This is a genomic window from Streptomyces sp. NPDC087263, assembly GCF_044744645.1.
Classification (GTDB): domain Bacteria; phylum Actinomycetota; class Actinomycetes; order Streptomycetales; family Streptomycetaceae; genus Streptomyces.
The window spans coordinates 71,791-92,893 of record NZ_JBIUYT010000008.1 but is presented as its reverse complement, the minus strand read 5'-3'; the positions used below and the strand labels follow the sequence as shown (position 1 = coordinate 92,893).

General features: G+C 69.3%; 21 protein-coding genes and 1 pseudogene. 3 read left to right on the top strand and 19 right to left on the bottom strand.

The window, feature by feature from the left end; all coding sequences use genetic code 11:
• Positions 1–83: 83 nt before the first annotated feature.
• Together ACIPC1_RS25605 and ACIPC1_RS25600 are read right to left on the bottom strand one after the other, a co-directional pair.
• A complete protein-coding gene (locus tag ACIPC1_RS25605; protein ID WP_402520760.1) occupies positions 84–950 on the bottom strand; it encodes an esterase/lipase family protein in 867 nt (288 codons plus the stop codon).
• Between the two features lie 173 nt (positions 951–1,123).
• Complete coding sequence (locus ACIPC1_RS25600) at positions 1,124–1,570, bottom strand: MarR family winged helix-turn-helix transcriptional regulator (RefSeq protein ID WP_402520758.1); 447 nt, start codon at positions 1,568–1,570, stop codon at positions 1,124–1,126.
• 85 nt (positions 1,571–1,655) lie between these two features.
• Between ACIPC1_RS25600 and ACIPC1_RS25595 the strand changes: the two genes are divergently transcribed.
• Together ACIPC1_RS25595 and ACIPC1_RS25590 are read left to right on the top strand one after the other, a co-directional pair.
• On the top strand, positions 1,656–2,030 hold the full coding sequence (locus ACIPC1_RS25595) for a cupin domain-containing protein (protein WP_402520756.1): 375 nt from the start codon (positions 1,656–1,658) through the stop codon (positions 2,028–2,030).
• A gap of 245 nt (positions 2,031–2,275) precedes the next feature.
• The gene (locus tag ACIPC1_RS25590) at positions 2,276–3,121 is read left to right on the top strand and encodes an SAM-dependent methyltransferase (RefSeq protein ID WP_402520754.1); all 846 of its coding nucleotides are present in this window, start codon (positions 2,276–2,278) and stop codon (positions 3,119–3,121) included.
• Positions 3,122–3,147: 26 nt separating this feature from the next.
• Here ACIPC1_RS25590 and ACIPC1_RS25585 read toward each other — a convergent pair whose 3' ends face one another.
• The 14 genes from ACIPC1_RS25585 to ACIPC1_RS25520 form a co-directional block, all read right to left on the bottom strand.
• Positions 3,148–3,303 carry a hypothetical protein gene (locus tag ACIPC1_RS25585; protein WP_402520752.1) on the bottom strand — a complete coding sequence of 52 codons (156 nt, stop codon included), beginning with the start codon at positions 3,301–3,303 and terminating at the stop codon, positions 3,148–3,150.
• 355 nt (positions 3,304–3,658) lie between these two features.
• Entirely contained in the window at positions 3,659–4,699 is a 1,041-nt protein-coding gene (locus ACIPC1_RS25580) for a DNA polymerase thumb domain-containing protein (RefSeq protein ID WP_402520750.1), read from the bottom strand.
• A complete protein-coding gene (locus tag ACIPC1_RS25575) occupies positions 4,696–8,187 on the bottom strand; it encodes a DNA polymerase III subunit alpha (RefSeq protein ID WP_402520748.1) in 3,492 nt (1,163 codons plus the stop codon). The genes ACIPC1_RS25580 and ACIPC1_RS25575 overlap by 4 nt, the downstream gene beginning before the upstream one ends.
• Positions 8,188–8,430: 243 nt before the next feature.
• Positions 8,431–8,598 carry a hypothetical protein gene (locus tag ACIPC1_RS25570; protein ID WP_402520746.1) on the bottom strand — a complete coding sequence of 56 codons (168 nt, stop codon included), beginning with the start codon at positions 8,596–8,598 and terminating at the stop codon, positions 8,431–8,433.
• Between the two features lie 14 nt (positions 8,599–8,612).
• A complete protein-coding gene (locus ACIPC1_RS25565) occupies positions 8,613–9,740 on the bottom strand; it encodes a hypothetical protein (RefSeq protein ID WP_402520744.1) in 1,128 nt (375 codons plus the stop codon).
• Complete coding sequence (locus tag ACIPC1_RS25560; RefSeq protein WP_402520742.1) at positions 9,740–10,744, bottom strand: hypothetical protein; 1,005 nt, start codon at positions 10,742–10,744, stop codon at positions 9,740–9,742. Before ACIPC1_RS25560 ends, ACIPC1_RS25565 begins: the two co-directional genes overlap by 1 nt.
• Positions 10,745–10,769: 25 nt before the next feature.
• Complete coding sequence (locus tag ACIPC1_RS25555) at positions 10,770–11,852, bottom strand: hypothetical protein (protein ID WP_402520740.1); 1,083 nt, start codon at positions 11,850–11,852, stop codon at positions 10,770–10,772.
• A gap of 38 nt (positions 11,853–11,890) precedes the next feature.
• Entirely contained in the window at positions 11,891–12,751 is an 861-nt protein-coding gene (locus ACIPC1_RS25550) for a phage distal tail protein (protein WP_402520738.1), read from the bottom strand.
• Positions 12,748–13,947: a hypothetical protein gene (locus ACIPC1_RS25545; protein WP_402520736.1), complete on the bottom strand. Its 1,200-nt coding sequence runs from the start codon at positions 13,945–13,947 to the stop codon at positions 12,748–12,750. The genes ACIPC1_RS25550 and ACIPC1_RS25545 overlap by 4 nt, the downstream gene beginning before the upstream one ends.
• A 51-nt stretch (positions 13,948–13,998) precedes the next feature.
• Positions 13,999–14,655 (bottom strand): hypothetical protein, encoded by a 657-nt coding sequence (locus ACIPC1_RS25540; protein ID WP_402520734.1) that lies wholly within the window; start codon positions 14,653–14,655, stop codon positions 13,999–14,001.
• Positions 14,656–15,168: 513 nt separating this feature from the next.
• Positions 15,169–15,459 (bottom strand): hypothetical protein, encoded by a 291-nt coding sequence (locus ACIPC1_RS25535; RefSeq protein ID WP_384383113.1) that lies wholly within the window; start codon positions 15,457–15,459, stop codon positions 15,169–15,171.
• Between the two features lie 41 nt (positions 15,460–15,500).
• Positions 15,501–16,076 (bottom strand): phage tail protein, encoded by a 576-nt coding sequence (locus tag ACIPC1_RS25530; RefSeq protein ID WP_384383114.1) that lies wholly within the window; start codon positions 16,074–16,076, stop codon positions 15,501–15,503.
• A 112-nt stretch (positions 16,077–16,188) separates the two neighbouring features.
• Positions 16,189–16,596 carry a hypothetical protein gene (locus tag ACIPC1_RS25525; RefSeq protein ID WP_384383115.1) on the bottom strand — a complete coding sequence of 136 codons (408 nt, stop codon included), beginning with the start codon at positions 16,594–16,596 and terminating at the stop codon, positions 16,189–16,191.
• Positions 16,593–16,775 (bottom strand): hypothetical protein, encoded by a 183-nt coding sequence (locus ACIPC1_RS25520; protein ID WP_402520731.1) that lies wholly within the window; start codon positions 16,773–16,775, stop codon positions 16,593–16,595. Before ACIPC1_RS25520 ends, ACIPC1_RS25525 begins: the two co-directional genes overlap by 4 nt.
• Positions 16,776–17,166: 391 nt before the next feature.
• On the opposite strand from ACIPC1_RS25520, the pseudogene ACIPC1_RS25515 reads away from it, so the two are divergent.
• Positions 17,167–17,312, top strand: a pseudogene (locus ACIPC1_RS25515) (DUF3533 domain-containing protein); the annotation flags it as partial.
• A 124-nt stretch (positions 17,313–17,436) separates the two neighbouring features.
• Here the strand turns inward: ACIPC1_RS25515 and ACIPC1_RS25510 are convergent.
• The 3 genes from ACIPC1_RS25510 to ACIPC1_RS25500 form a co-directional block, all read right to left on the bottom strand.
• Positions 17,437–18,510, bottom strand: coding sequence for a S1 family peptidase (locus ACIPC1_RS25510; RefSeq protein ID WP_402520729.1), 1,074 nt, complete (start codon positions 18,508–18,510; stop codon positions 17,437–17,439).
• 277 nt (positions 18,511–18,787) lie between these two features.
• Positions 18,788–19,666, bottom strand: a complete 879-nt coding sequence (locus ACIPC1_RS25505) for a slipin family protein (protein WP_402520727.1) — start codon at positions 19,664–19,666, stop codon at positions 18,788–18,790.
• Positions 19,667–19,830: 164 nt separating this feature from the next.
• Entirely contained in the window at positions 19,831–20,733 is a 903-nt protein-coding gene (locus tag ACIPC1_RS25500; RefSeq protein ID WP_402520725.1) for a S1 family peptidase, read from the bottom strand.
• Positions 20,734–21,103: the final 370 nt, after the last annotated feature.

Genomic DNA, 21,103 nt, shown 5'->3' with positions numbered 1-21,103 from the left:
CGTTAGGACGAAGGAACTCCGGGGTCTGTCCGACGGCTCAGGCCGGACAGACCCCCGCCACGTGCTCGGCCTCGGCCTCGGCCTCAGCCGAGCCCCGACGCGCAGGTGGTCGGGGTGGCGTGCGCCGGATCGAGCGCGTTCGCCACCTCGTGGAAGGCGATGCGGTCGAGCAGGCCGATCGCCACATGCTCGGAGAGGTCCAGGGCGCACAGGTTCTGCACCAGGACATTGTTGACGTCGGAACCCGTGAGGAACTGTGAGCGGTACGGCGTGACCACCTCGTCGTACCTGGTGGCGATGACCGTGTAGTGGACGCCCGCGACGGTGTCGCCGCCGGCGTTGAGTTTGGCCAGGAACGCGGAGCCGACGACCTGGTCGGCGAGTGCCGGGGTCGCGGTGGACAGCAGATCCTGGGCACCGGGGAAATACGGCAGCAGGTTGGTGAGGCCGTTGAGGTCGGTGCCGTGGTTGTCGGGCGCGATGCCGACGAGGGCGTTCACCTTGGCGGCTCCGCCGAGGAACTTGAGGTAGTAGCGGGGCATCATGCCGCCCTGCGAATGGCCGACGAGGTCGGCCTTGGCGGAGCCTGTCGCGGCGAGCACTTTGTCGACGTAGACCTGGAGCTGCTCGGCCGACTTGTCGATCGGGCCGAGGCCGTTGAAGAGCGGGACGCCGGGCAGTTGCCCGTAGTCGAGGGAGTAGACGCAGTAGCCCCGGGTCACCAGGTAGGGCGCGAGGGCCAGCCAGTTGTCGACGGAGTTCCCCAAGGTGCCGTGAACGAGGACGACGGGGCGGGGGTGTGCGGTGGAGGGCTTGCAGGAGTAGTCATTCCAGCCTCGGCTCGGCGCGGCGGCCTCAGCAGCGGTGACGGTGGCAGCGGGGGCGATGACGACCGTGGCGGTGAGCAGTACTGCGGCCAGCGGTCTGAGCAAGCGCTTCCAGGGCAGCATCGAGTGATCTCCTTGCGGCTCAAGGGAGTTGCGACGACGTACGCCCTGTGATCCGGATCACGAGGATGCTGTTCACTCTTCAAGTTACGAGTGAGTAGTCCAAGTGTGAAGTTACGCGTCAGTAAAAACTTCCAGCGGTAGTCAGAAGCCGTGATAGGGCAACCGACGAACCGTCACCAGGCGGGCTTGATGGGACCGTAGGGCGCAATCCGCTCCAAACGGTCGCGCAACGCCCGAACTTCACCCTCACCGAGCAGTTCGACCCACGGTCGAACGGCCTCCGCCGCCGCTTCTTCCGCGGCACGCGTGCAGGCCCAGCCGCGTTCGGTCAGTACGAGCAGCCGGGCGCGCGCGTCATCGGGGTGCGGCCGCCGCTCGACGTACCCCTTGCGCACCACCTCGTCGACGAGCTGACTCGCGGCCTGCTTGGTGACCCCTAGATGTGCGGCGAGGTCGGTGACCGTCGCCCCGCCCGGCGCGAGCCGCGCGAACGCGAAGCCGTGCGCGGGCCGCACCCCCTCGAATCCCCGGGCGACGACACCCTCGTGGATACGTTGCGTCAGCTCACCGGCGGCGGCGAGCAGCACGGCGGTCAGGGCCATGGCCTCGGATTTCTGCACGCAGGCATTGAAACACCCTTGACGTATTGGTCAAGTAGGTTGACCATATAGTCAACCTACTTGACCATCCAGAGGGAGATCCGCCGTGCCCGTCATCCACCCGTCCCAGGCCGTCGTCCACGAGATACACGGCGTCCGCTTCGTCTCGCACGCCACTCCCCTCAGCGGCAGCAAGGAGCTGTGCGCCTGGCGGGGCGAGATCCCGGCCGGTACCAGGGCCCCGGTCCACACCGTCAGCCGTGAGGAGATCTTTCATCTCCTCTCCGGCGAACTGCTGATCACCCTCGACGGCCGCACCGAGCGGATCACCGCGGGCGACACGGTGATCATCAACCCGGGCGCGACGTTCGGCGTCGAGAACCCCACCCAGGAGACCGCGATCTCCTGGGTCACCACGTCCATCGGCCTCACCGCGGAGCTGGCCGACGGCTCGGTCCTCACTCCGCCGTGGGCCAACTGACCCGACGGGCGGGATCGCAGCGCGTCAGATCCGGGAACCGGCCGATCCGAGTCCGTCCAGTTCCGGTGTGGGGAACCGATTCAGACCAGCACGTCCGCCCGTAATCCATGGGTGGTTGAGCACGTCAACTTGCCGATGGCTCCAGCCAGTTCAGCACGTTCTGAGCGTTGCGGCGATTCCCAACCCGAGTCGGCGGCGTTGACGACCCCGCGCTACGCTCAGGTCATCGGAGGAATGTCGACGGGGTGGAGGACGACGTGCCGGACGCGGAGCCGTTGAACGGCGACCAAATCGCCCCGCAGTGGACGCCGCCGACGATCGACCCGACCGTGGCCACGTCGGCGCGCATCTACTCGTATCTGCTCGGCGGCAAGGATCACTTCCCGGCCGATCGCGCGGCCGCGGAGAAGGCCCTGGAGGCGATGCCGGTCCGGGACTTCGCCCGCGTCAACCGCGCTTTCCTGACCCGCGCCGTACGGCACCTGGCCGAGATCGGCCTGGATCAGTTCCTGGACATAGGCGTCGGTCTGCCCGCCCCCGGCGGCACGGCCGAGACCGCGCTGTCGGTGCGGCCCGACGCGCGGATCGTGGGCGTCGACAACGATCCGATAGTCCTGGCGCACACCCGCGCTCACGGCGAGGAGCCCGCGCCGTCCCCCGCGACGATCGTCGCGGGGGACGTCCGCCGCCCGGCGGAGATCCTGGAGAATCCCGAGGTACGCGGCCGCCTGGACTTCGACCGGCCCGTCGTGGTGCTGCTGGTCGCGGTCATGCACTTCGTCATCGATGAGGACGACCCCTACGGCGCGGTGCGCACCCTGATGGACGCCGTCGCCCCTGGCAGTGTGCTGGTGCTGTCGCAGGTGACCGCCGACCTGGACCCGGAAGGGATGCGCGCGACGGCGAAGGCCTACGCCCGATCGTCGGTGAAGACCGCCGTGCGAAGCGGCAAGGAGATCGCCGCGTTCTTCGACGGCCTGGAGCCGGTCGACCCCGGCCTGGTGATGCTGTCGCAGTGGCGGCCGGACGAGCAGGTCCTCGCCGGGGACGACCGGATCGGGATGTACGGCGGAGTGGCGCTCAAGCCCTGAGCACTGGCTGGTGCGCGCTGCGGCGGTCAGCCGGTGAACCCCCGGATGCGCAGGAACTTCGCGACATCGCGGGCGATCGAGACGATGCTCTGCCGGCCGCGGATCCAGTCCACACCGTGCAGGTGGCGGCGCCCGTCGTGGTGGAGCCCGAACGGCCGGCCGGACTCGGGGACGTACGCCACGGCTTCGCCCGCATCACATGAGCCGAGCAAAGCTGCCCCATGAGCCTGTCGACAGTGCTGCCGTCCAACGCCCGCAGCGAAACCAGCGCATCCCCGACCTCACCGGATGAGGCCGACACCCTCCACGCCGGAGCCCTGCCCGACCCCGACTCCATCGTCTGGACACCCACAACTTCCCCTCGCCGCAGAAGCTCCAATAGCTTCCATGGAAGGAGAACTGCGGCACGGGGACCGCATCCAGGCGACGGTTTGACCCGGTCCATCAAGTTGAGTGGCAGCGATCCATCGAGGTTTCCGACTGCTGAACCACTCAACACTGCTGGCTCGCTGCTGAGATGGGGCGCCGATTGCCGAACTAAATCGGACCCCTACATCCGGGCAGCCGAGCCACTCGGTCATCGCCCCGATGACGTGGGGCGTGAGCCAGCGCCGCGGGGTGCACGGCCCCCGGCCCGAAGCGGCGGCGGGCCCGGTCCGCGGCTGCTTCGGCGGCGCGGGCACGGTCCTCACCGGGGTCCAGGGTGAGTTGGCGATGGGCGTCGCCGGCCGGCCGCAGATCGTCGGCACGGATCACGAAGGCACGGACCCTTGCCCGTTGCAGTCCGAGGGAGGCCAGCAGTCCCAGGGCAGCCGCGGCGAGGGCGGGCGAGTGGCCGGTGGATTCCGGCAGCGGGCGCGTGCGCGTGGTGGAGCTGCGGTCGGCGTACCGGACGGTGAGGGTGAGCCGGCCGGCGACCTGGTTCTCGCCGCGCAGGCGGGCGCCGATCTGTTCGGCCAGGCCGAGGACGGCTCGGTGCTGTTGTGCCGGATCGAGGCAGTCCCGGTCGAGCAGGAGATCGGCGGCCAGATGAGTCGCTGGTTCCGCGGGGACGACCGGACGGAGGTCGTGACCACGGGCCCGTTCGGCCAACAGCCGTGCCTGGCCGACGCCGAGGAGACGTTGCAGGGTCGCCGCGGGTATGTCGGTGATCTGGCCGATGGTGTGCAGGCCGTACCTGGTGAGGGTGGTCGCCGTGGCGCGGCCGATCCCGGGCAGTGCGGTGAGCGGGCGGGGGTGGAGCCAGTCGGCGGCCCGCTCGGCCGGGACCCAGGTGGTCTCGCCGGGCGCGGACGCGTCGGCCGCCATGGCCGCCAGCATGCGGTTGCTCGCGAGGCCTGCGCTGCTGTCGATGCCGCAGTGGGCCCGCAGTCTCATCATCACCGTCTGGACCATGTCGTAGGGGGACAGGTCGAAGTATCTGAGCGCCGAAGTCAGGTCCAGCTGAAGGGCGTTGGGCGGGATGGCCTGCACATGGGGCGTGACACCAGACATCAGTTCGATTATGTCATCGTACTGATCCTCGATCAGCGCGGTGTGCAGATGAAGGTGGGCGATATGCCGCTGACGTGTGGTCATCCCGCGCTCCCGGGGCTGCGATGGCCGAACTTCTTCAGGTCGGCCGAGCGGGTACCGGCGGGCTGGAGATCGGCGTACGGGTGCAGGCGGGCGCCGGTGGTGCCGTTGGGCAGGGTGCGCCGCGGCTGGGCGGGGGCGGCGGGCGGCGGCTGTCCCGGAGCCGGTTGGGCGGGGGTCGGGTGCGGGCGGTCGGCGCCGAGCAGGGCGAGGGCGGCCCCGGGGCCGTCGTCCCGGCGGGCGGCGGCGATCTCGTCCAGGTCCCAGGCCATGGTGCCGACGACGGTACGGCGGGTACCGCGCACCTGGACCGTGCCGCGGACAAGGAGCAGACCGCTGTGGAAGACGGTGTGCGCGCAGGCCGGGTGGGAGTCCTCGAAGAAGGCGAGGTCGACCAGCCCTGAACCGTCCTCCAGGGTGACGAAGATGATCCGCTTCCCGCTGGCGATCGGCGGGGTCTGCGTGGAGGCCCGTACACCGGCGACCAGGACCTGCTGATGGGCGCGCAGCCCGGCCAGGTGCGCCGCGTCGGTCGCGCCGATCTCGCGCAACAGCCGGTGGTGATGCTCCATCAGATGCCTGGAGACGTCGATACCGAGGGTGCCCAACTCTGCGCTCAGGGCGTCACGTCCGGTCATCTCCGGCAGACCGCTCGGCTCCGCTCCCCCCACTGCGTCTGCTTCGATGGGCAGTTGGCCCTTGCCCGCGGACCGGGTGCGGGAGGCCCGGTGGAGTTCGGCGATCTGAAGCAGCAGATCACGGCGCGTGAGACGCCCGTCATGGAGAGGGCTCAACGCGCCGATCTCCGCGAGGCGTTCGGCGACCGGCCGGCTGGGGTGGGCCCGCTGCCAGAAGTCCGACAGTGATCCGTACGGCTGCCCCTCCTCGATCCGCGCGCACTCCTCCTCGCTGATGCCGTGCACCGCGGACAACGCCAGCCGTGCACCCCACTGCTCCCCGTCGGTCTTCTCCACGGTGTGCTTCACCTTGGAGTGGTTGATGTCGACGGGCAGGATCTGCACCCCGCGCCGACGGGCGTCGGAGACCAGGACGCGCTTGGGCCACATACCGGGGTCGTGTTCGAGAAGACCTGCCAGCAGGTACGCCGGGTGGTGGGCCTTGAGCCAGGCGCTCTGCAGGGCCGGTACGGCGAAGGCGACCGCGTGGGCGCGGCAGAAGCCGTACGCCCCGAAGGCCTCGACGGTCTTCCACACCTCGTCCCGGACGGCCGCGCTGTAGCCACGTACGCGTGCCTTCTGGTGGAACCAGTCCTTGATCCTGGGCAGTTGGTCCTTGTCACCGAGTGCTCGTCGGGTGATCTCCGCGAAGGCCCGGTCGCAGCCGGTCATCACATGCAGCGTCTCGATGATCTGCTCGTGCCAGATGGTCACGCCGTAGGTGTCGGCGAGCACGGGTTCGAGGTCCTGGTGGGCGTAGTCCGGTGTGCCGCCGTGCCGGGCGGCGATGTACCGCTCGGGCATGCCGCCGGCGACCGGCCCGGGGCGGAAGAGGCTGATGTCGGCGATGACGTCCTGCGGGTCGCGGGGCTGTAGCCGGGACAACAGGTCCTGCTGGCCGGGCGACTCGAGCTGGAACAGGCCCAGGGTCTGGCTCTCCTGGATGAGCTTGAACGCGAAGACGTCGTCGAGCGGCACCTGCTCGGGGTCGTCCAGATCGATGTGGTTGCCGGTCGTCCGTTCGATCTCGGCGACGGCGTGGGCCATCGCGGACTGCATCCGTACACCCAGGACGTCGAGTTTGATGTTGCCCAGCGCCTCGATCTCCTCCTTCGCCGCCATCGCCATCGGGTAGTCGCCCTGCGGAGTGGGCTGCACCGGCAGCCGGTCCAGGAGTGTCGCGTCGCTGATGACCACGCCGCAGGGGTGCATGGCCATGCCGTGGACCAGCGAGTCGAGGCCTTCGGCGAGCTCCCAGAGTGGCCCGTAGCGGCCTGCTTCGGCCGCCAGCTGCCGCAGTTCGGGCAGTTCGGCGAGCGCACTGCTGATGTCGGAGGCCCGCAGGTGCGGGAAGCTCTTGGCGATCCGGTCGACGTCGGCGGGCGCGATGCCGAGGGCCAGGCCGGTGTCCCGCAGGGCCCGGCGGGCGCGGTAGGTCTCGGGCATCGCGGTGACCGCCACTCGCTCCCTCCCGAACCGCTCGAAGATCGTGTCGTAGCACTCCAGGCGGCGGGCGGACTCCACGTCGATGTCGATGTCCGGCAGCGATTCGCGGCGCTTGCTCAGAAAGCGTTCGAACAGCAGGCGATGGTCGAGCGGGTTGGCGGTGGCGATGTCCAACGCGTGGCAGACCAGCGAACCGGCGCCCGAACCGCGGGCCGCGACCCGGATGCCCTTGGCCCGGATGTCGGTCACGACCTGTCCGACGGTGAGGAAGTACGAGTCGTAGTTCCAGTGGGAGATCACGTCGAGTTCCTCGTCCAGCCGGTCGAGTGCCGCTCGGTCGCGGTCGAGGCCGCGTCGGGCCAGGCCGTCTTCGCATCTCCGGCGCAGCAGCCGGGCCGTGCCGCCCGCTCCGGGCCCGACGCCGAAGAGCGACGGTTCCGGGAGGTGGGGTGTGCCGAGGCCGAGGTCGGCTCGGGGGTCGAGGGTGCAGGCGGCCGCCGTGGCGGCGGTGTCCGCCATCAGACGGCGGGCCCGAGGGATGTCCCCTCCGGCGCATTCGACGATCATGCGCGCGACGGTCTCCATTCCTCGCTCGTCCTTGAGCCAGCGCTGTCCGCTGTCCAGCCGGCGCCGGTCGACCGGCCGCAGCAGCCTCGCCGCGTCCAGGACATCGGCGAGGCGGTGCTGGTCGGGGTCGGCGTAGCGGACGGCGTTGGAGAGCACCGCGGTGGTGCGGGTGCGGTCGGCCAGCGCCAGGGTGCGGGCGGCCAGGCGGAGTGATCCCGGCCCCGTGCTGAAACGTTTCTGCGCGGCAATCTCCAACCGGACCCCGTCCCCGAAGACCTCCCGCCACGGCTCCAGCAGCTTCATCGCGACGTCCTCCCGGCCCACCGACAGCGCCCGCACCGGCTCCGAGAGAGGACCGAGCAGCACGATCAGACCGGGGCCGCCGTACTCGCGCAGCGCCTCCCACGGCACCACGGGCGCCGTACCGGACACGGCGCCGACATGGGCGGCCGAGGTGATGCGGCACAGCCGTGCCCAGCCCGCCCGGTTCTGTGCGAGGAGAACGAACCGCAGCGGCGGCTCGACGACATACGCGCCGCCGCGTGCCGGAGTGCGTCGGCGCCGGGTCGGCGGCGGGGGCGCCAGGGCCTCGGCCGCGAGGTCGATGCCGAAGACCGGCCGGACCCCCTCCTTCTCGCAGGCACGCGCGAAGCGGACGACGCCGGTGACCGTGTCCCGGTCGGTGAGTGCGAGGGACGCCATGCCGCGGTCGGCCGCCCGTCGGACGAGCTGCTCGGGGTGCGAGGCGCCGTAGCGGGCGGAGTAACCGGACGCGACGTGCACATGGGCGAAGCCCGCCATGCCGCACCTCCATCACTCCGCCCCTTTTCAGCCAGAAGCCCGATATCGTCGTCGTACGTTCGTTCGATTACTCTAACCTCATCAGCACCGGTCAGCGACTCGATTCGAACACATTGGCGATTGCTTGGCGAGATGGGCAACGGCCGAAACAGGGCTGCCCCGCCATCTCCCTGGCGGGGCAGAGCAGTTGGGAAGTGAGTGACGGATTGCGGTAATCAAATTACTTTGCGTGACGACTCGGGTCTATTCGGGCTCGGGAGTGTCCGTCTCGGTGGCTTCCGGTTCCGCGGCGATCGCCTGGGCTGTGATCGCGGTGGTCGTCGTGCGCTGCGCGGTCTCCAGGGCGTGCAGGCGGCGCTTGATGTCCCGGAGTTCGGTGAGGAGGGTGTCGGGGCGGTTGATCCTGGTCACGGTGTACTCCTGGGTCAGGGGGTGTTCGTGGTGGGTGTCACCGTCAGCTGGACCTGCTCCTCCCCCGCGTCGCTGCCCGGGGTGACCTCGATCCCGATGATCCGTACGTCGAAGTGGGTGCCCTCCGGGAAGAACACGTCCTTGATGACGACCGTGGCGTCGTCGCCGACCTGATAGGAGCCGAGTACGGGTTCCAGGTCGGCGCGCACGGTCAGTTCGGGCAGGACGACGGGGGCCGAGACCGCGGCGAGGGCCGAACGGGCCTGGGAGCGCAGGAGGTTGACGTCGGTGAGGTTGACGTAGGAGACCTCGGTCTCGGTGAGAGGGCGTCCGGTGGTGCGGTCCTCGGCGACGGCGACCAACTGGCTGGTCTCGCCCTGCTCGCCGAGGGCGAAGACGCGGCTCGCGGTGGAGGCGCCGTCGACCGGCCAGGCGTAACCGATGAGGTTGGCCCCGTACTCCCACACATGCGGGGTGCCCTGCTGGCCGAGGTGGGGTGTGCCGACGCGGAGTCTGCGGACGGGGCGGCCGTCGGTGCCGTACGCCATGTCGAAGAGGAAGTCCGGGCCGTCCTCCAGGCTGGCCAGTTCGCGCAGTGCCTCGCCGGTGCTCTTGAGGCCGGTGCCGGGGTAGTCGAGGGTGCGGGTGATGCCGGAGGGGGCCGTGGACTCGGGGCGTACCTGGATGTCGCCGCCCGGGTGGGCCTGGGCGACGGCGACGAGGGTGCGGGCGATGTCGGACTGGTCGGCGTTGGTGAAGGAGACGTCGACGGAGGCCAGGTCGGTGGCGTTCGGATCGAAGTCGGCGGGCAGGACGCGGCGGTGGTCGAAGTAGGAGAGGAAACCGGCCGCCCCGATCTCCAGGTGCTGGTCTGCGGAGGTGTACTTGGCGGTCCAGATCACCCCGCCCCAGACGAGCACGCCGTCGCGCTCGACGTAGAGGGCGGCCCGTCCGGGTTCGGTGAGTTCGCGGGGGCGGTGGACGGTCACCCGGGGGTCGCCGAGGGGCAACCGGGCGCGGAATTCGCCGGCTTCGTTGAGCTCCGTGCTGAACGTGGTGTCGTACAAAGGGAGTTCGTCGGTGATGGCGCCGGTGGCGAGGTCGGCGGTGTAGTAGGTGTAGCGGGTCGGGCGGGAGGCCACTAGCCCACCAGCCAGGTGGTGTTGAGGTAGAGCAGCTGGTTGGCCGGGAGGGGCGTGTCCTGGGGGAACACTCCTACGGTGCCGTCGATGCGGAACATGAGTTCGAGGCCCCGCGTCACCCCGCCCAGCACGGCGTACCAGTGGTGTCCCATCGTCGGGCGGACGCCGACAGGGAGGCCGGTGAGGATGGAGGTGCCGTTGACCGAGACGGCGACGGAGGTGCGGATGGCACCGCGCAGGTGGACAACGGATCCGATCCGCCGTACGGCCGGTGTCTCGCCGTTGTAGACCGTCCAGTTGGGGAGCAGCGGGAGCGTGGTCCAGCCGGTGTCGTCGTTGACCGCCCGCCAGTTCGCCGAACTGTCGTACCACTCCAGGTGGTTGGTGTCCAAGCGGTGGATGTACATGCCGCTGTAGGGGTACGTGGGCCGGCCGCCCTCGCCCCAGACCCGCAGGATGCCGCCGGCGGCCGTGGTCCAGACACGCAGGTCGTCGATGTCGGTGGCGGCGACGGAGGTGGCGTTCTTCGCGATCCTGAGCCGGGCGAGCGGGATGTAGTCGCCGGTCACCGCGGGGTCGGTGGGAGTGGCGGCGGCGGTTCCCTTGACGAGTTCGACGGTCATCGCGGTGGTGGTGTCGCCGTACTGCGTGTCGCGCTGCCGGGCGATGATCAGGTCGTTGCGCGGGTTGGCCGAGTCGGCGGGGTACGTGCCGAGTGCGTCGAGGGTCTTCTGCTGGTCGAGCGTGACGAGGTAGGCGCCGGTCGCGGTGGCCCTGGTCCCCTGGATCACGCCCTGGAAGGGGCTGACGGTGACCTTGCCGGACACGGTGGCGGTGGGCTGGACCTTGCCGGGGTCGGCGGTGGCCGGCCGGATGCCGCTGCGGGCCTGGACCGGGCTTGCCCCGGGCGCGGCGAGCACGCCGGTGGCGAGCCGGGCGTCCTCCGCGTCGACGACACCGCCGGAGATCCAGCCGGAGTCGCGTTCTGGGGTGGGCGTACTCATGGAAGTGCCTCTTCCGGTCGGAGGGTCACAGAACGGGGAACGCCAGGACGCGCAGGCCGGTGTAGTGCGCGGCGGCCGAGAACACGGACGCGGTGCCGGTGGTGACGCCGCCGCCCCGGCCGAAGGACTGCGTCACCACCAGCGGTGTCGCCGCGAGGAGCAGCCGGTGGCCGCTCGCGACGCTGGTGATGATCTTCGTGGGGCCGCCGTGGAAGCAGGCGAGGGCCGAGACCACCCCGTCCAGTCCGCGCGCCACGTGGTCCCACCGCTCGTCGGTGCCCGAGGTCTGCACGGTCACCTGCGCCGTGATCAGCAGCATCCGGGGGTAGGGCGCGGTCGGCACGGTCACCTGGTTGAAGGTGTACGAGCCGGCACCCGCCGAGCCACCGGTCTGCGGCCAGCCCGCGTCGGCCGGGCCGAAGAACTCGATCGCACCGGTCGCCGCGGGACGCCAGGAGGTGCCTCTGCGGACCATGTCGAGCCCTGTTTCCAGGTCGTACAGGCGCTGTCCGGAGTAACCGTCGGCCGGTAACGACTCCTGGACCTGGAGGGGAAGCACCCCGCCGGCGGCGACGGTGTACGCACGCAGGTCCTTGATGTCCGCGGGGGTGACGGACCCCGCGTTCGCCCGGACAGTGATCTCGGCGAGCGGCATCCAGTCACCGGTCACGGTGGGCGGCACCGGCGTCACCGCGGGCTCCCCGGCCACGACCCGCACGAGCATCCCGTCGCTCTCGTCGCCGTACTGCCGGTCCGTCTGCTGGGCCACGACGAGGGCGATGCGCGGGTTGGACGCGTGGGCCGGGGCCGCGGTGAGCACGTCGAGGGTCTTCTGCTGGGCGAGCGTGATCAGATACGCGCCCGCGGCGGTGGTACGAGTGCCCTGGATGACCCCTTGGAAGGGACGTACCGTCACATTGCGCGAGGGAGTCGAGGTCGCCTCGACATTGCCGGGGCTGCCGGGGCCGGGTCTGATTCCCGTGCGGGCGGCGATCGGGTTGCCGGGGTTCGCGGACGCCGCGGCGAGCACGCCGGTGGCGAGGCGGGCGTCCTCCGCGTCCACGACACTGCCGGAGAGCCATCCGGAGTCACGCTCGAAGTCAGCCATGCGGGGCGTTCCTTCCGTAGCCGTTTTCTGGGGCGGTCTCAGAGCCAGGCGTCGCGCCATTCGGCGGTCAGCCGGGCGGCCGGGGCATAGTCGCGGGCGCGGAAGAGGACGGGCGTGGCGCCCGGTCGGAGAGGGAACCAGTCCGAGCCGGGCCGCAGGGTGGAGCGACGGGAGGCCGTTCCCTGGAGCAGCACCGAGCGTGCGTCGGTGTCGATAAGCAGGAACTCGCCTTCTTGGAGGGTGAGTTCGAAGGCGAGTTCATCGCCGGTCGCGGTGTTGGTGATCACCGGCTGAACGCAGGGCCCGGCAATCCGCCAGGTGGGCCAGGTGGGGGCGGTGCCCTTGTTCTCCAGCAGCAGCCGGCCACCGGAGGAGCCGGGCCCGAAGTTCAGGGGGAAGGAGAGCGGGAAGGTGACACCGCCGCTGGAGGAGGGCAGCGGGCAGGTACTCGCGTTGAGCCCGTACGAGTACCGCAGCGGGTCAGGCGCGGTCATGGTCAGGGAGAACTCGAAGGAGCCGGACTTGCGATCGACGATCTTCGTCTCGGCGGTGAGCCGGACCAACGCCCTGCGGGTGCGGTGCGGTTCGGTGACGACGAGCGGCAACAGCGCGCTGCCGTCGGCCAGTACGGCGGCCAGCCGGTCCTTGGCCGCTTCCCGTGCCATCCGTTCGGGGGCGACGGCGGTGCCCTCCAGGGTGATCACACGAGAGCCTCGATACGAGGGCGCGTCGAACGCGCCGTGCCGTTCGGGGCGGTCGATCAGGGTGAGCCGGACGGGCGGGGTGGACGCCCAGCCCTGCTCGCTGGTGACCCACCATTCGACGCCGGAGTCGTCGACTGTGTTCCCGGCCCAGCCGTCCACCTCGAACACCGGCTGCTGGAGCTGCTGTCCGGTCATCGCTTGGCCGCCCAGGCGAGTTCGCGGGCGGTGATCCGGCCGATCTCGTACTCGGACTGTCCGGGGCGGGGGTGGACGTTGACGGTGACGGGCGCGGACGCGGCGGCGGCGCCGGTACGGGTCCCCGACCGGGCGGCGGTGCCGGCGAGGCTGTAGCCGGGGCCGATCGCACTGCGCGCGGTGGCGGTGGCGAGCCGCCCGGCGGCGCCCGCCACCCGGTTCCCGGCGCCTTCCATACCCAGGGCGAGGCCTTCGCCGATGTCCCCGCCGAAGCCCATCATCACCTTCGAGGGCGAGGAGATGCCCAGCGCGCTGCGGATGGGGCCGGGAATCTTGTCGACGATGAAGTTCTTGACGGCGGAGAGGACGGCGGAAGCCTTGTCGCGGATGCCGTTGATGAGGCCCTGGACGATGTCACCGCCCATGTTCCTGAGCTTGCCGGGCAGTTCGGCGAAGAAGCTCACGATCTTCCCGGGTACGCTCCGCAGAAAATCGACAACGGAGTTCCATTTGTCGACGATCCAGTTACGGACCGATCCGACCGCCTCCTTGATCCGGTCCCAGTGCTTCACGATCGCCATGACGGCGATGCCCACCGGGCCGGTGAGAATGGCCACGAGCAATGGCCAGTTGGCCTTCAGCCAGTTGACGACGCTCTTCCCCGAGTCGATCAGCCAGCGGATCGCGACCGACGCCGCCTTCATGGCCACGCCCACCACCTGGCCGATGATTTTGAACGCCGCCTGCATGACGGCCTGCACGGTCTTCGACTGCATCGCCATGTCGATGAGCTTGGTGATGAGCGGCATGATGAGGGCGAGGATCGCGCCCATGATGTTGGCCTTCATCGCGGTGTTCAGGCCGCGTTGGGCGGTGGTCGCGGTCCGCAGTCCCTGACTGAACCGGTTGAAGAGGCCGCCGCCCGACGCCGCGCTCTGGCCCGCCCGTTGGACATCACCGGAGGCCCGGACCGCTGCGGTCCGCATCTGGTTGAGGCCGGCGCTCGCCTGTGTGGCCGAGGTCCGCAGCCGTCCGGTGGCCGTGCCCGACTGAGTCGCCGCGGTCCTGAGCCGGTCGACCGAGCCGGTGGCGCCGGTGACCGCGGTACGCATACGCGTGACGGCACCGCCGGTGTTGGTGGCGGCGGACCTCATCTGGTTCAGCGCCCGGGTGACCGATACGAGTGACGTCTGCATGGTGGGTTGGCTCCGTCGGTGTCGCCGTTGGGGTCGGTGTCGTGCGGGTCGCTATCGACGTAGGGTTTGTTCGAGGGATTTGAGCGCGTTGTCCAGGCGATGGACGGAGCCGCGCGTGCTTGTGGTCTCTTCGTCCAAGTCGCTGATTTTCTGCAGGCCCTTCCTGACCGCGCGGTCCAGGACTCCAACTTGCTTGAGGGCCTCCTGAGTCCTGATCCGCACGGACTTGCTGCGCTGGTCCGCGGCGTTGGCGACCTGGCTGACCTTGCCGATCCTGGCGCTGAGGGCACTGAGCTGGGTACGCAGACGTTGATCGTCGGCGGTCAGCTTTCGGCGGATGTCACCGATCGCGTTCTGGAGGGCGGTGCCCCTTTTGGTCAGCCGCTGCTCGTCGGCCTGGAGGCGGCGGATATCGGCCGTGGCGGTGTCCAGGATCCGCTTCACCGCGCCGAACAGGTCCTGGGTGGCCACGGCTCTCATGGTGAGACCGTGAAGCCGTCTGTCCTGCTCGTTGTCCACCCTCTCCTGAGCCTTACGCTCAAAGATCTTGTTCAGATCGATGGCCGCGGCTTCGTGCTTGACCAGGCCGTACTCGGCCTGGACCCCGAACACGTTGAGCGCGCCGGCGTTGGCTTCGGCCTTCGCTCCGGAGACTTCGGCCTTCGCACCGGTGACCGGCACGTTGTCGGCAAGCCACTTGGCGTCCACGACTTTTCGTACGGCGTCCTTGAAGGATTTGGACGTCACATAGTCGTAGAGCCACAGGGGAATGGTTCCGGTCTGCTCCGAGGGGGGCAAAGTTCTCCTCCTTTCATGCGGGCGAGCTCAGGAAGGCCACGATCGCCGCCGCCGACGCGCCGTGCTCCGCAGTCGGACTCCCTTGTTCAGGGCCCCCGTTGCTGCCGTTGCCCGGTCGCGGCAGGGCCTCCGGATAAGGCGCCGGCTCCGTGTCCTCGTCGCGGTTGACCGTCGCGAACATCCAGTTGGCGACCGCCAGTTGGTCGACGACCGAGGCCAGCAGGTGGTCGGTGATCGTCCAGTCCGCCTGTTCGCCGTGGACGGCTCGGGCGAAGGACGAGTCGGCCGGGAGGTGTTCGATCAGGACGCGCAGGCGGCGCGAGGAGAGGCGGCCCCGGTGCCAGTCGAGGAGGTCGACGCCGTAGTGGCGGAGCAGGTCCGCCTCCAGGGCCTCGGCGTGCTCGTCGACCAGCGCGCCGAGGCTCAGCCTTCCCCCAGCGTCATCCCCGTCTCGCTGCCGTACGCCTCCAGGATCGCGGACACGTCCTGGACACTGACGTCGTACTTGCCGAACCGCTCGAACTGCTCGGGCCCGAGCAGCAACGCGAGCAGACCGTCGATGTCGTTGTCCTCCAGCGTGGCGATCTGCTTGGCGATGCTGCGCGGGAACTCGGTGGGCAGGCGGAACACATCCGTGTCCACCTCGAACTCCCAGTCCTTCCCGACGGTTTCGAGGCGCTGGGCGCGAGCGGCGTTGACGTTGAAACGGGCCATGACGGGTAGAGCTCCTCACAAGGAACGGGCAGGGGGATCGCTCAGGCCGCGCTGAAGCTCGGGTCCTTCATCAGGAACGTCGCGAGCGGGGCGCCGTTCACCGTGGCCAGCGCCGTGAACGTGACGCCCAGCTTCACGGGGGCCGTACGGACGAGGGAGATCTCCTCCGTCTCGGTCACCTGGCCGCGGGCGACGATCAGGCGGTACGACACGTCGGTCCCGTCGACGAACTCCAGCCCGAGCATGCGCTCGTCGAACTTCGGCTCGGCCTCCAGCTCGTACTTGTACAGCCCGGACCCGGTCGCCGTCTCCTTCACCGACCCTCCGCCGAAGAAGAACGGCATGGTGTCCTCGTTGAGTTGAAGGAGCTGGAACTTGAAGCTGAGGTCACGGTCGGAGTAGACGAACCGCGCCGCGCTGACGCTCTGCCAGGTGTCGACGGGGTCCAGCTTGTCCTTCTTGGTGATCTTGACCCCGTCGGTGCTGGTGTAGCCGAGGTCTTTCCAGGCCGCGCCCCACGCCGCGCTGGTGTCGGCGGGCGGTGCGGTGGCGAGTGGGGCGATGAGGACCCGGCCGCTGCCCGCGACCCTGATCTCCTTGGCGTTCGTTCCGGCCATCACTGCTCCTTGGTGGGAGTGGGACATGACGTGCTGCGGATGCGTGCGGACGATGCGCGCGGCGCCGGGTGGAGCGGGCGCCCCGCGCCGGGAGTGCGTTCGGAGCCGGCGGTCAGGCCGGGCGGACCACCAGCCGGGTGGTCGAGACATAGCGGTTGGCGGTTGCGTGCCGGTAGTCGGGCAGCCAGCGCGGGCCGTCCTCCTCGACGACGTCCACGACGGTCGCCTCGCCGTACACCGCTCCCCGGAGCTGGAGCACCAGGGCGCGGGCGACGAGGGAGACGGTGTGCGCCGCGGCCTTGGACGGGCCGTACACCTCCAGGTCGACCAGCGGGTTGTCCAGCCGGGGATCCTCCGCCCAGGCTCCGCCGACCCGGGAGACCAGTACCGCGCGCTGCGAGCCGTCGAAGCCGGAGGGCGGCTGGACATCTACCAGGACACCGGCCAGCTCACTGCGGTCCTTCAGGAGATCTACGACCAGCTGTTCGACGTCCGGGAAGGTGATGTACGGCTCGGTCATCGCCGGGACTCCGCCTCGGCATCCGACGCAGCGGCCGGATCGGCATCCGGCTCGGCATCCGACTCGGGCGCGGGCAGGGCGATCACCCCGAGGACTTCCCGCGCGGTCGCGTCGTCCAACTCGACGACGTCACCGGGCTCATGCCCGTTCCACCAATAGGTCAGCTGGATTCTCTGCACAGCACTCCCCCGATGATCGGCTGTACGACTCCCCCGCGGAGACCGACGACGAGAACTGGTCGAGAACTCGACGAAGGGAACTAATGGAAGGTCAACTTCCGCTATCGCCATGGAAGTTGCTGCCCCGCGGGCCCCAAATGTAACCAGCACCCCAACAGCAGCGTGAGCCGTCTGAAGTTTCGAACACGTAACAATTACGTAGCGCATGCGTACGACTACCATCCGGCCGTCTCTCACCTGCGGAAACCGCTCCCCGCACGGACCGTGGCGACCTGACACAGCACACCGGCCTCCGCTCCGAGGTGAGGGACGCCGTCACCCCGCGGGCCACCCTCCTCGCCCCCGGCGCGACCGCCCTACAGCTGTTGTTCATCACCTCCCACATGGGCGCGCCGCACAGGGCGCCTTCGGGATCGTCGGCATCGGCGTGGCCACCCTGCTGGTCGTGATCGCGGGCAACCCGAGCGCTGGCGGCGCCGCCACCCTCCACCCCGTAGGCCACCACCCCTCACCCCCGTAGGCCGTCACCCCCCACCCCCGTAGGCCGCCGCCCTCAACCCCGTAGACCGCCACCCCTCACGCCCCACAAAGGCGACGCCGCACGGACGAGAGCCCCGCCCCCGCAAAAGCGGGAACGGGGCTCCGACACACACCGCAGCCGTCAGCCGATGGCCGCCCCGAAGGCCGAAAGCGCCTCGGTGACCGGCTGGAAGAACGTCGTGCCACCCGAGGTGCAGTCACCGCTTCCGCCGGAGGTGAGTCCGATCGCGCTGGAGCCCGAGAAGAGTGAGCCGCCGCTGTCGCCGGGCTCGGCGCAGACGTTGGTCTGGATGAGCCCGTTGACGATGTCGCCGTTGCCGTAGTTCACGGTGGCGTTCAGGCCGGTGACCGTGCCGCTGTGCACCTGGGTCGTCGAACCACTGCGGGTCACCGACTGGCCGACCGTCGGGTTGGCCGCCTGGGTGATGGCCTGCGCGGACCCGTTGTAGAGGTCGACCTCGCTCGGGTGGGCGACGCTGGAGGTGTACTTGACCAGGCCGTAGTCGTTGTCCGGGAAGCTGGATCCCGCGTTCTGGCCGATCACGTTGCCGGACGAGTCCGACCAGGTGGAGATGGCCTCGGTGCAGTGGCCGGCCGTGATGAAGTACGGCGCGCCGTCCTTGACCACGTTGAAGCCGAGCGAGCAGCGTCCGCCACTGCCGCTGATGGCGTCGCCGCCCGCGACGAAGGGCTTGAACTCCCCCTTCGTGCGCTGGAGTTCGGCCGTGGAGCCGAGCCCGTCGACGACCTCGGTCAGCTTGGCCAGCTCAGCCTTGGAGACGGTGCCGTCCGCGGTGACGACGACCTTGTTGGTCTCCGGGTCGGTCGCCCACGAGGTGCCGGGGATGGTCGCGTCCTTCTGGAGCGTCGTATGGGCGCTCGTCAGCTCGGCGAGGGAGTTCTCGACGATTCTCGCCTGGGCGCCGGTCGCCTGGACGGTCTGCGCGGCGCTTTCGTCGAGGACGTTCACGACGAGACTCCGGGTCTTCGCGTCGTAGTACGTTCCCGCCGCGTCGGTGCCGAGGTCCTTGCCGAGGGTCGAGGCGAGCTTTCCGGCCGCCTCGATCGAGAAAGTCCGCAGCGTCGGGGTCTCGCTGGCGTTCGCAGTCTGGAAGGTTACTCCCGTGGCGATCAGTGCGGTGATTCCCGCGCCCGCGATGGCGGCACGCCGCCTGGATATGCGTCGGTGCTTCAACTTACGTCCTCCTGTGGGGGACCGGCCTGGAGGTTGTGGGGACCTCTTCGGCCGGAAGGTGTACGGACATGAAGCCGCAGTACAGCAAAAAGCCGCGTCCATGCCAATAGTTCGATGCCCACTATTCCGAGACTTACCGGGGGCACACAAGGTCGACTTCAGGACTCGCGTGCGCCAAGGGGCGTACGCCCCCTGTGTCTTGACTGTGCGTGGTCACTCCACCTGGGTTCCCTGTGCAAACACTGCGTGCGCGTACCCCTTGCGCAGTCTGTGAGGTCTAGTCCTGTCCGGTTTTCGACCCCTCGGGGTCCGATTCCACCGGGACCTCGCCGGACGGGAGTTGCTCCTGCACCGGTTGCTGAGGCACTGCCGCCGCGGGTGGCGCACTCGGCGTACCCGGCTGCGCCCGTTCCAGGAACCGCAGCAGTTCCACCGGGAAGGGCAGTACGAGCGTGGAGTTCTTCTCGGCGGCGACGGCCACCACCGTCTGCAGCAGGCGCAGTTGGAGCGCGGCGGGCTGTTCGGACATCACCTCGGCGGCCTCCGCCAGCTTCTTGGACGCCTGGAGTTCCGCGTCGGCGTTGATGATCCGGGCGCGGCGTTCGCGGTCGGCCTCCGCCTGCCGGGCCATCGAGCGCTTCATCGTCTCCGGCAGGGACACGTCCTTGATCTCGACGCGGTCGATCTGCACACCCCAGCCGACCGCCGGGCTGTCGATCATCAACTCCAGGCCCTGGTTCAGCTTTTCGCGGTTGGAGAGCAGATCGTCGAGATCACTCTTGCCGATGATCGAGCGGAGCGACGTCTGCGCCATCTGCGAGACCGCGAACTGGTAGTCCTCGACCTGGATGACGGCGTCGGCGGCGTCGATCACCTTGAAGTAGATGACAGCGTCCACCCGGACCGTGACGTTGTCCCGCGTGATGCCGTCCTGCGCGGGCACCGGCATCGTCACGATCTGCATGTTGACCTTACGCAGCTTGTCCACGAAGGGCACGACCATCGTGAACCCCGGGGTGCGCACCGACGAGCGCAGTCTGCCGAGCCGCAGCACGACGCCCCGTTCGTACTGTTTGACGACACGGGCCCCGGCCATCACATAGACCAGCCCCACGGACGCGACGGAGACTCCCGCCGCCACCAGCTCCTCCACCATTACGGCCCCCAGGGTCCGAAGTGGGCGCATCAGGCATGTACGTCGACGGTAACTCCGTCACCCGAGCAAGGGCGAGCCCCCGCACGTCAGTTACGTGCGGGGGCTCGCCTTCTGCTGGCTGCAAGGCCAGGTCGCGCGACAGCCGGTGGGGGGTGAGTACCGGCCTAGAAGACGCTGACGCCGTAGGCGCTCAGGGCCTCCACGACGGGCTGGAAGAACGTCGTGCCGCCGGAGGTGCAGTTGCCGCTACCGCCGGAGGTCAGACCGTAGGCGATACCGGAGCTGGAGTAGAGCGAGCCGCCGGAGTCGCCGGGCTCGGCGCAGACGTTGGTCTGGATCATGCCGTACACGACGTCGCCGCCACCGTAGTTGACGGTCGCGTTGAGGGCGGAGACCCGGCCGCTGTGCGTGCCGGTGGTCGAACCGTCGCGGTAGACCGTGGCGCCAACGGCCGGGGTGCCCGCGCTGGTGATGTCCACGCCACCCGCGGTGCCCGCCTTGGCGACCGTGGTGTTGGTGTAGCGCACCAGGCCGTAGTCGTTGGTCGGGAAGCTGGAGCCCGCCGTGGTGCCGAGCGTCGTGGTGTGGGTGGAGTTCGACCACCAGGTGCCCGCGCCGTCGGTGCAGTGACCGGCGGTCAGGAAGTAGTACGTGGTGCCGCTGCGGACGTTGAAGCCGAGGGAGCAGCGCCAGCTGCTCGCGTAGATGGCGTCGCCGCCCTGGATCAGCTTGTTGAACTTGCCGGGGACGTGCTTGATCTGCAGGGCGCCGGCGTTGTCGCCCGCGGTCGCCCTGATCTCCGCGATCTCCGTCGCGGAGACGGTGCTGTCGACGGTGACGACGACCTTGTTGGTCTTCGCGTCGACCGCCCAGGCGGTGCCGGGAACATCGGCCTTGAGCACCGAGGCGCCGGCGCTCTTCAGTTCGGACGCGGTGAAGGGCTCCGCGCCGCTCGCGCTGGAGGTGGGGATGGTGACAGCAGCTGCGGCCACGAGTCCGGTGGTGACGGCGATCAGCCGGACCCGTCTCGCTATACCGCTGCGGGGGGTGGTGCGCTTGATCCTCACGTTCGTCCCTCCGAGGGGGGTGTCGGGGGCCCGCGTGGGGTCGGGGCCCGTGAGGCGCAGCCAGGGACACCCCTGCCCGGATTCCGGACAAGCCGTGCTCCTGGGAAGCGCTGAGGGGGAGTATTCGACCGCGCGACCAATGTCCGCAAGGGCACCTTTCGGTCATGCAGGGTTCAACTGACCAACGACACAAGTAGGTTGATCTTGCATCGAAGACACCCCCGAGCTACGCGTGTTGACAGGCATTGACCATGTCACCGCAGTGACCACCGGCGAGCGCCACCCTCGGCGGCCGCGGCAACCCGGCGAGCGGGCCACTGGCCGAGAATGGCGTGTTCCTGCCATGCGCACAGCCGTCTCACAGAGAGAT

Coding starts and splice junctions, on each gene's coding strand:
- ACIPC1_RS25605 (WP_402520760.1), bottom strand. CDS start 950: ATGCTGCCCTGGAAGCGCTTGCTCAGACCGCTGGCCGCAGTACTGCTC.
- ACIPC1_RS25580 (WP_402520750.1), bottom strand. CDS start 4,699: ATGACCACACGTCAGCGGCATATCGCCCACCTTCATCTGCACACCGCG.
- ACIPC1_RS25575 (WP_402520748.1), bottom strand. CDS start 8,187: ATGGCGGGCTTCGCCCATGTGCACGTCGCGTCCGGTTACTCCGCCCGC.
- ACIPC1_RS25560 (WP_402520742.1), bottom strand. CDS start 10,744: ATGAGTACGCCCACCCCAGAACGCGACTCCGGCTGGATCTCCGGCGGT.
- ACIPC1_RS25555 (WP_402520740.1), bottom strand. CDS start 11,852: ATGGCTGACTTCGAGCGTGACTCCGGATGGCTCTCCGGCAGTGTCGTG.
- ACIPC1_RS25550 (WP_402520738.1), bottom strand. CDS start 12,751: ATGACCGGACAGCAGCTCCAGCAGCCGGTGTTCGAGGTGGACGGCTGG.
- ACIPC1_RS25545 (WP_402520736.1), bottom strand. CDS start 13,947: ATGCAGACGTCACTCGTATCGGTCACCCGGGCGCTGAACCAGATGAGG.
- ACIPC1_RS25535 (WP_384383113.1), bottom strand. CDS start 15,459: ATGGCCCGTTTCAACGTCAACGCCGCTCGCGCCCAGCGCCTCGAAACC.
- ACIPC1_RS25530 (WP_384383114.1), bottom strand. CDS start 16,076: ATGGCCGGAACGAACGCCAAGGAGATCAGGGTCGCGGGCAGCGGCCGG.
- ACIPC1_RS25525 (WP_384383115.1), bottom strand. CDS start 16,596: ATGACCGAGCCGTACATCACCTTCCCGGACGTCGAACAGCTGGTCGTA.
- ACIPC1_RS25505 (WP_402520727.1), bottom strand. CDS start 19,666: ATGGTGGAGGAGCTGGTGGCGGCGGGAGTCTCCGTCGCGTCCGTGGGG.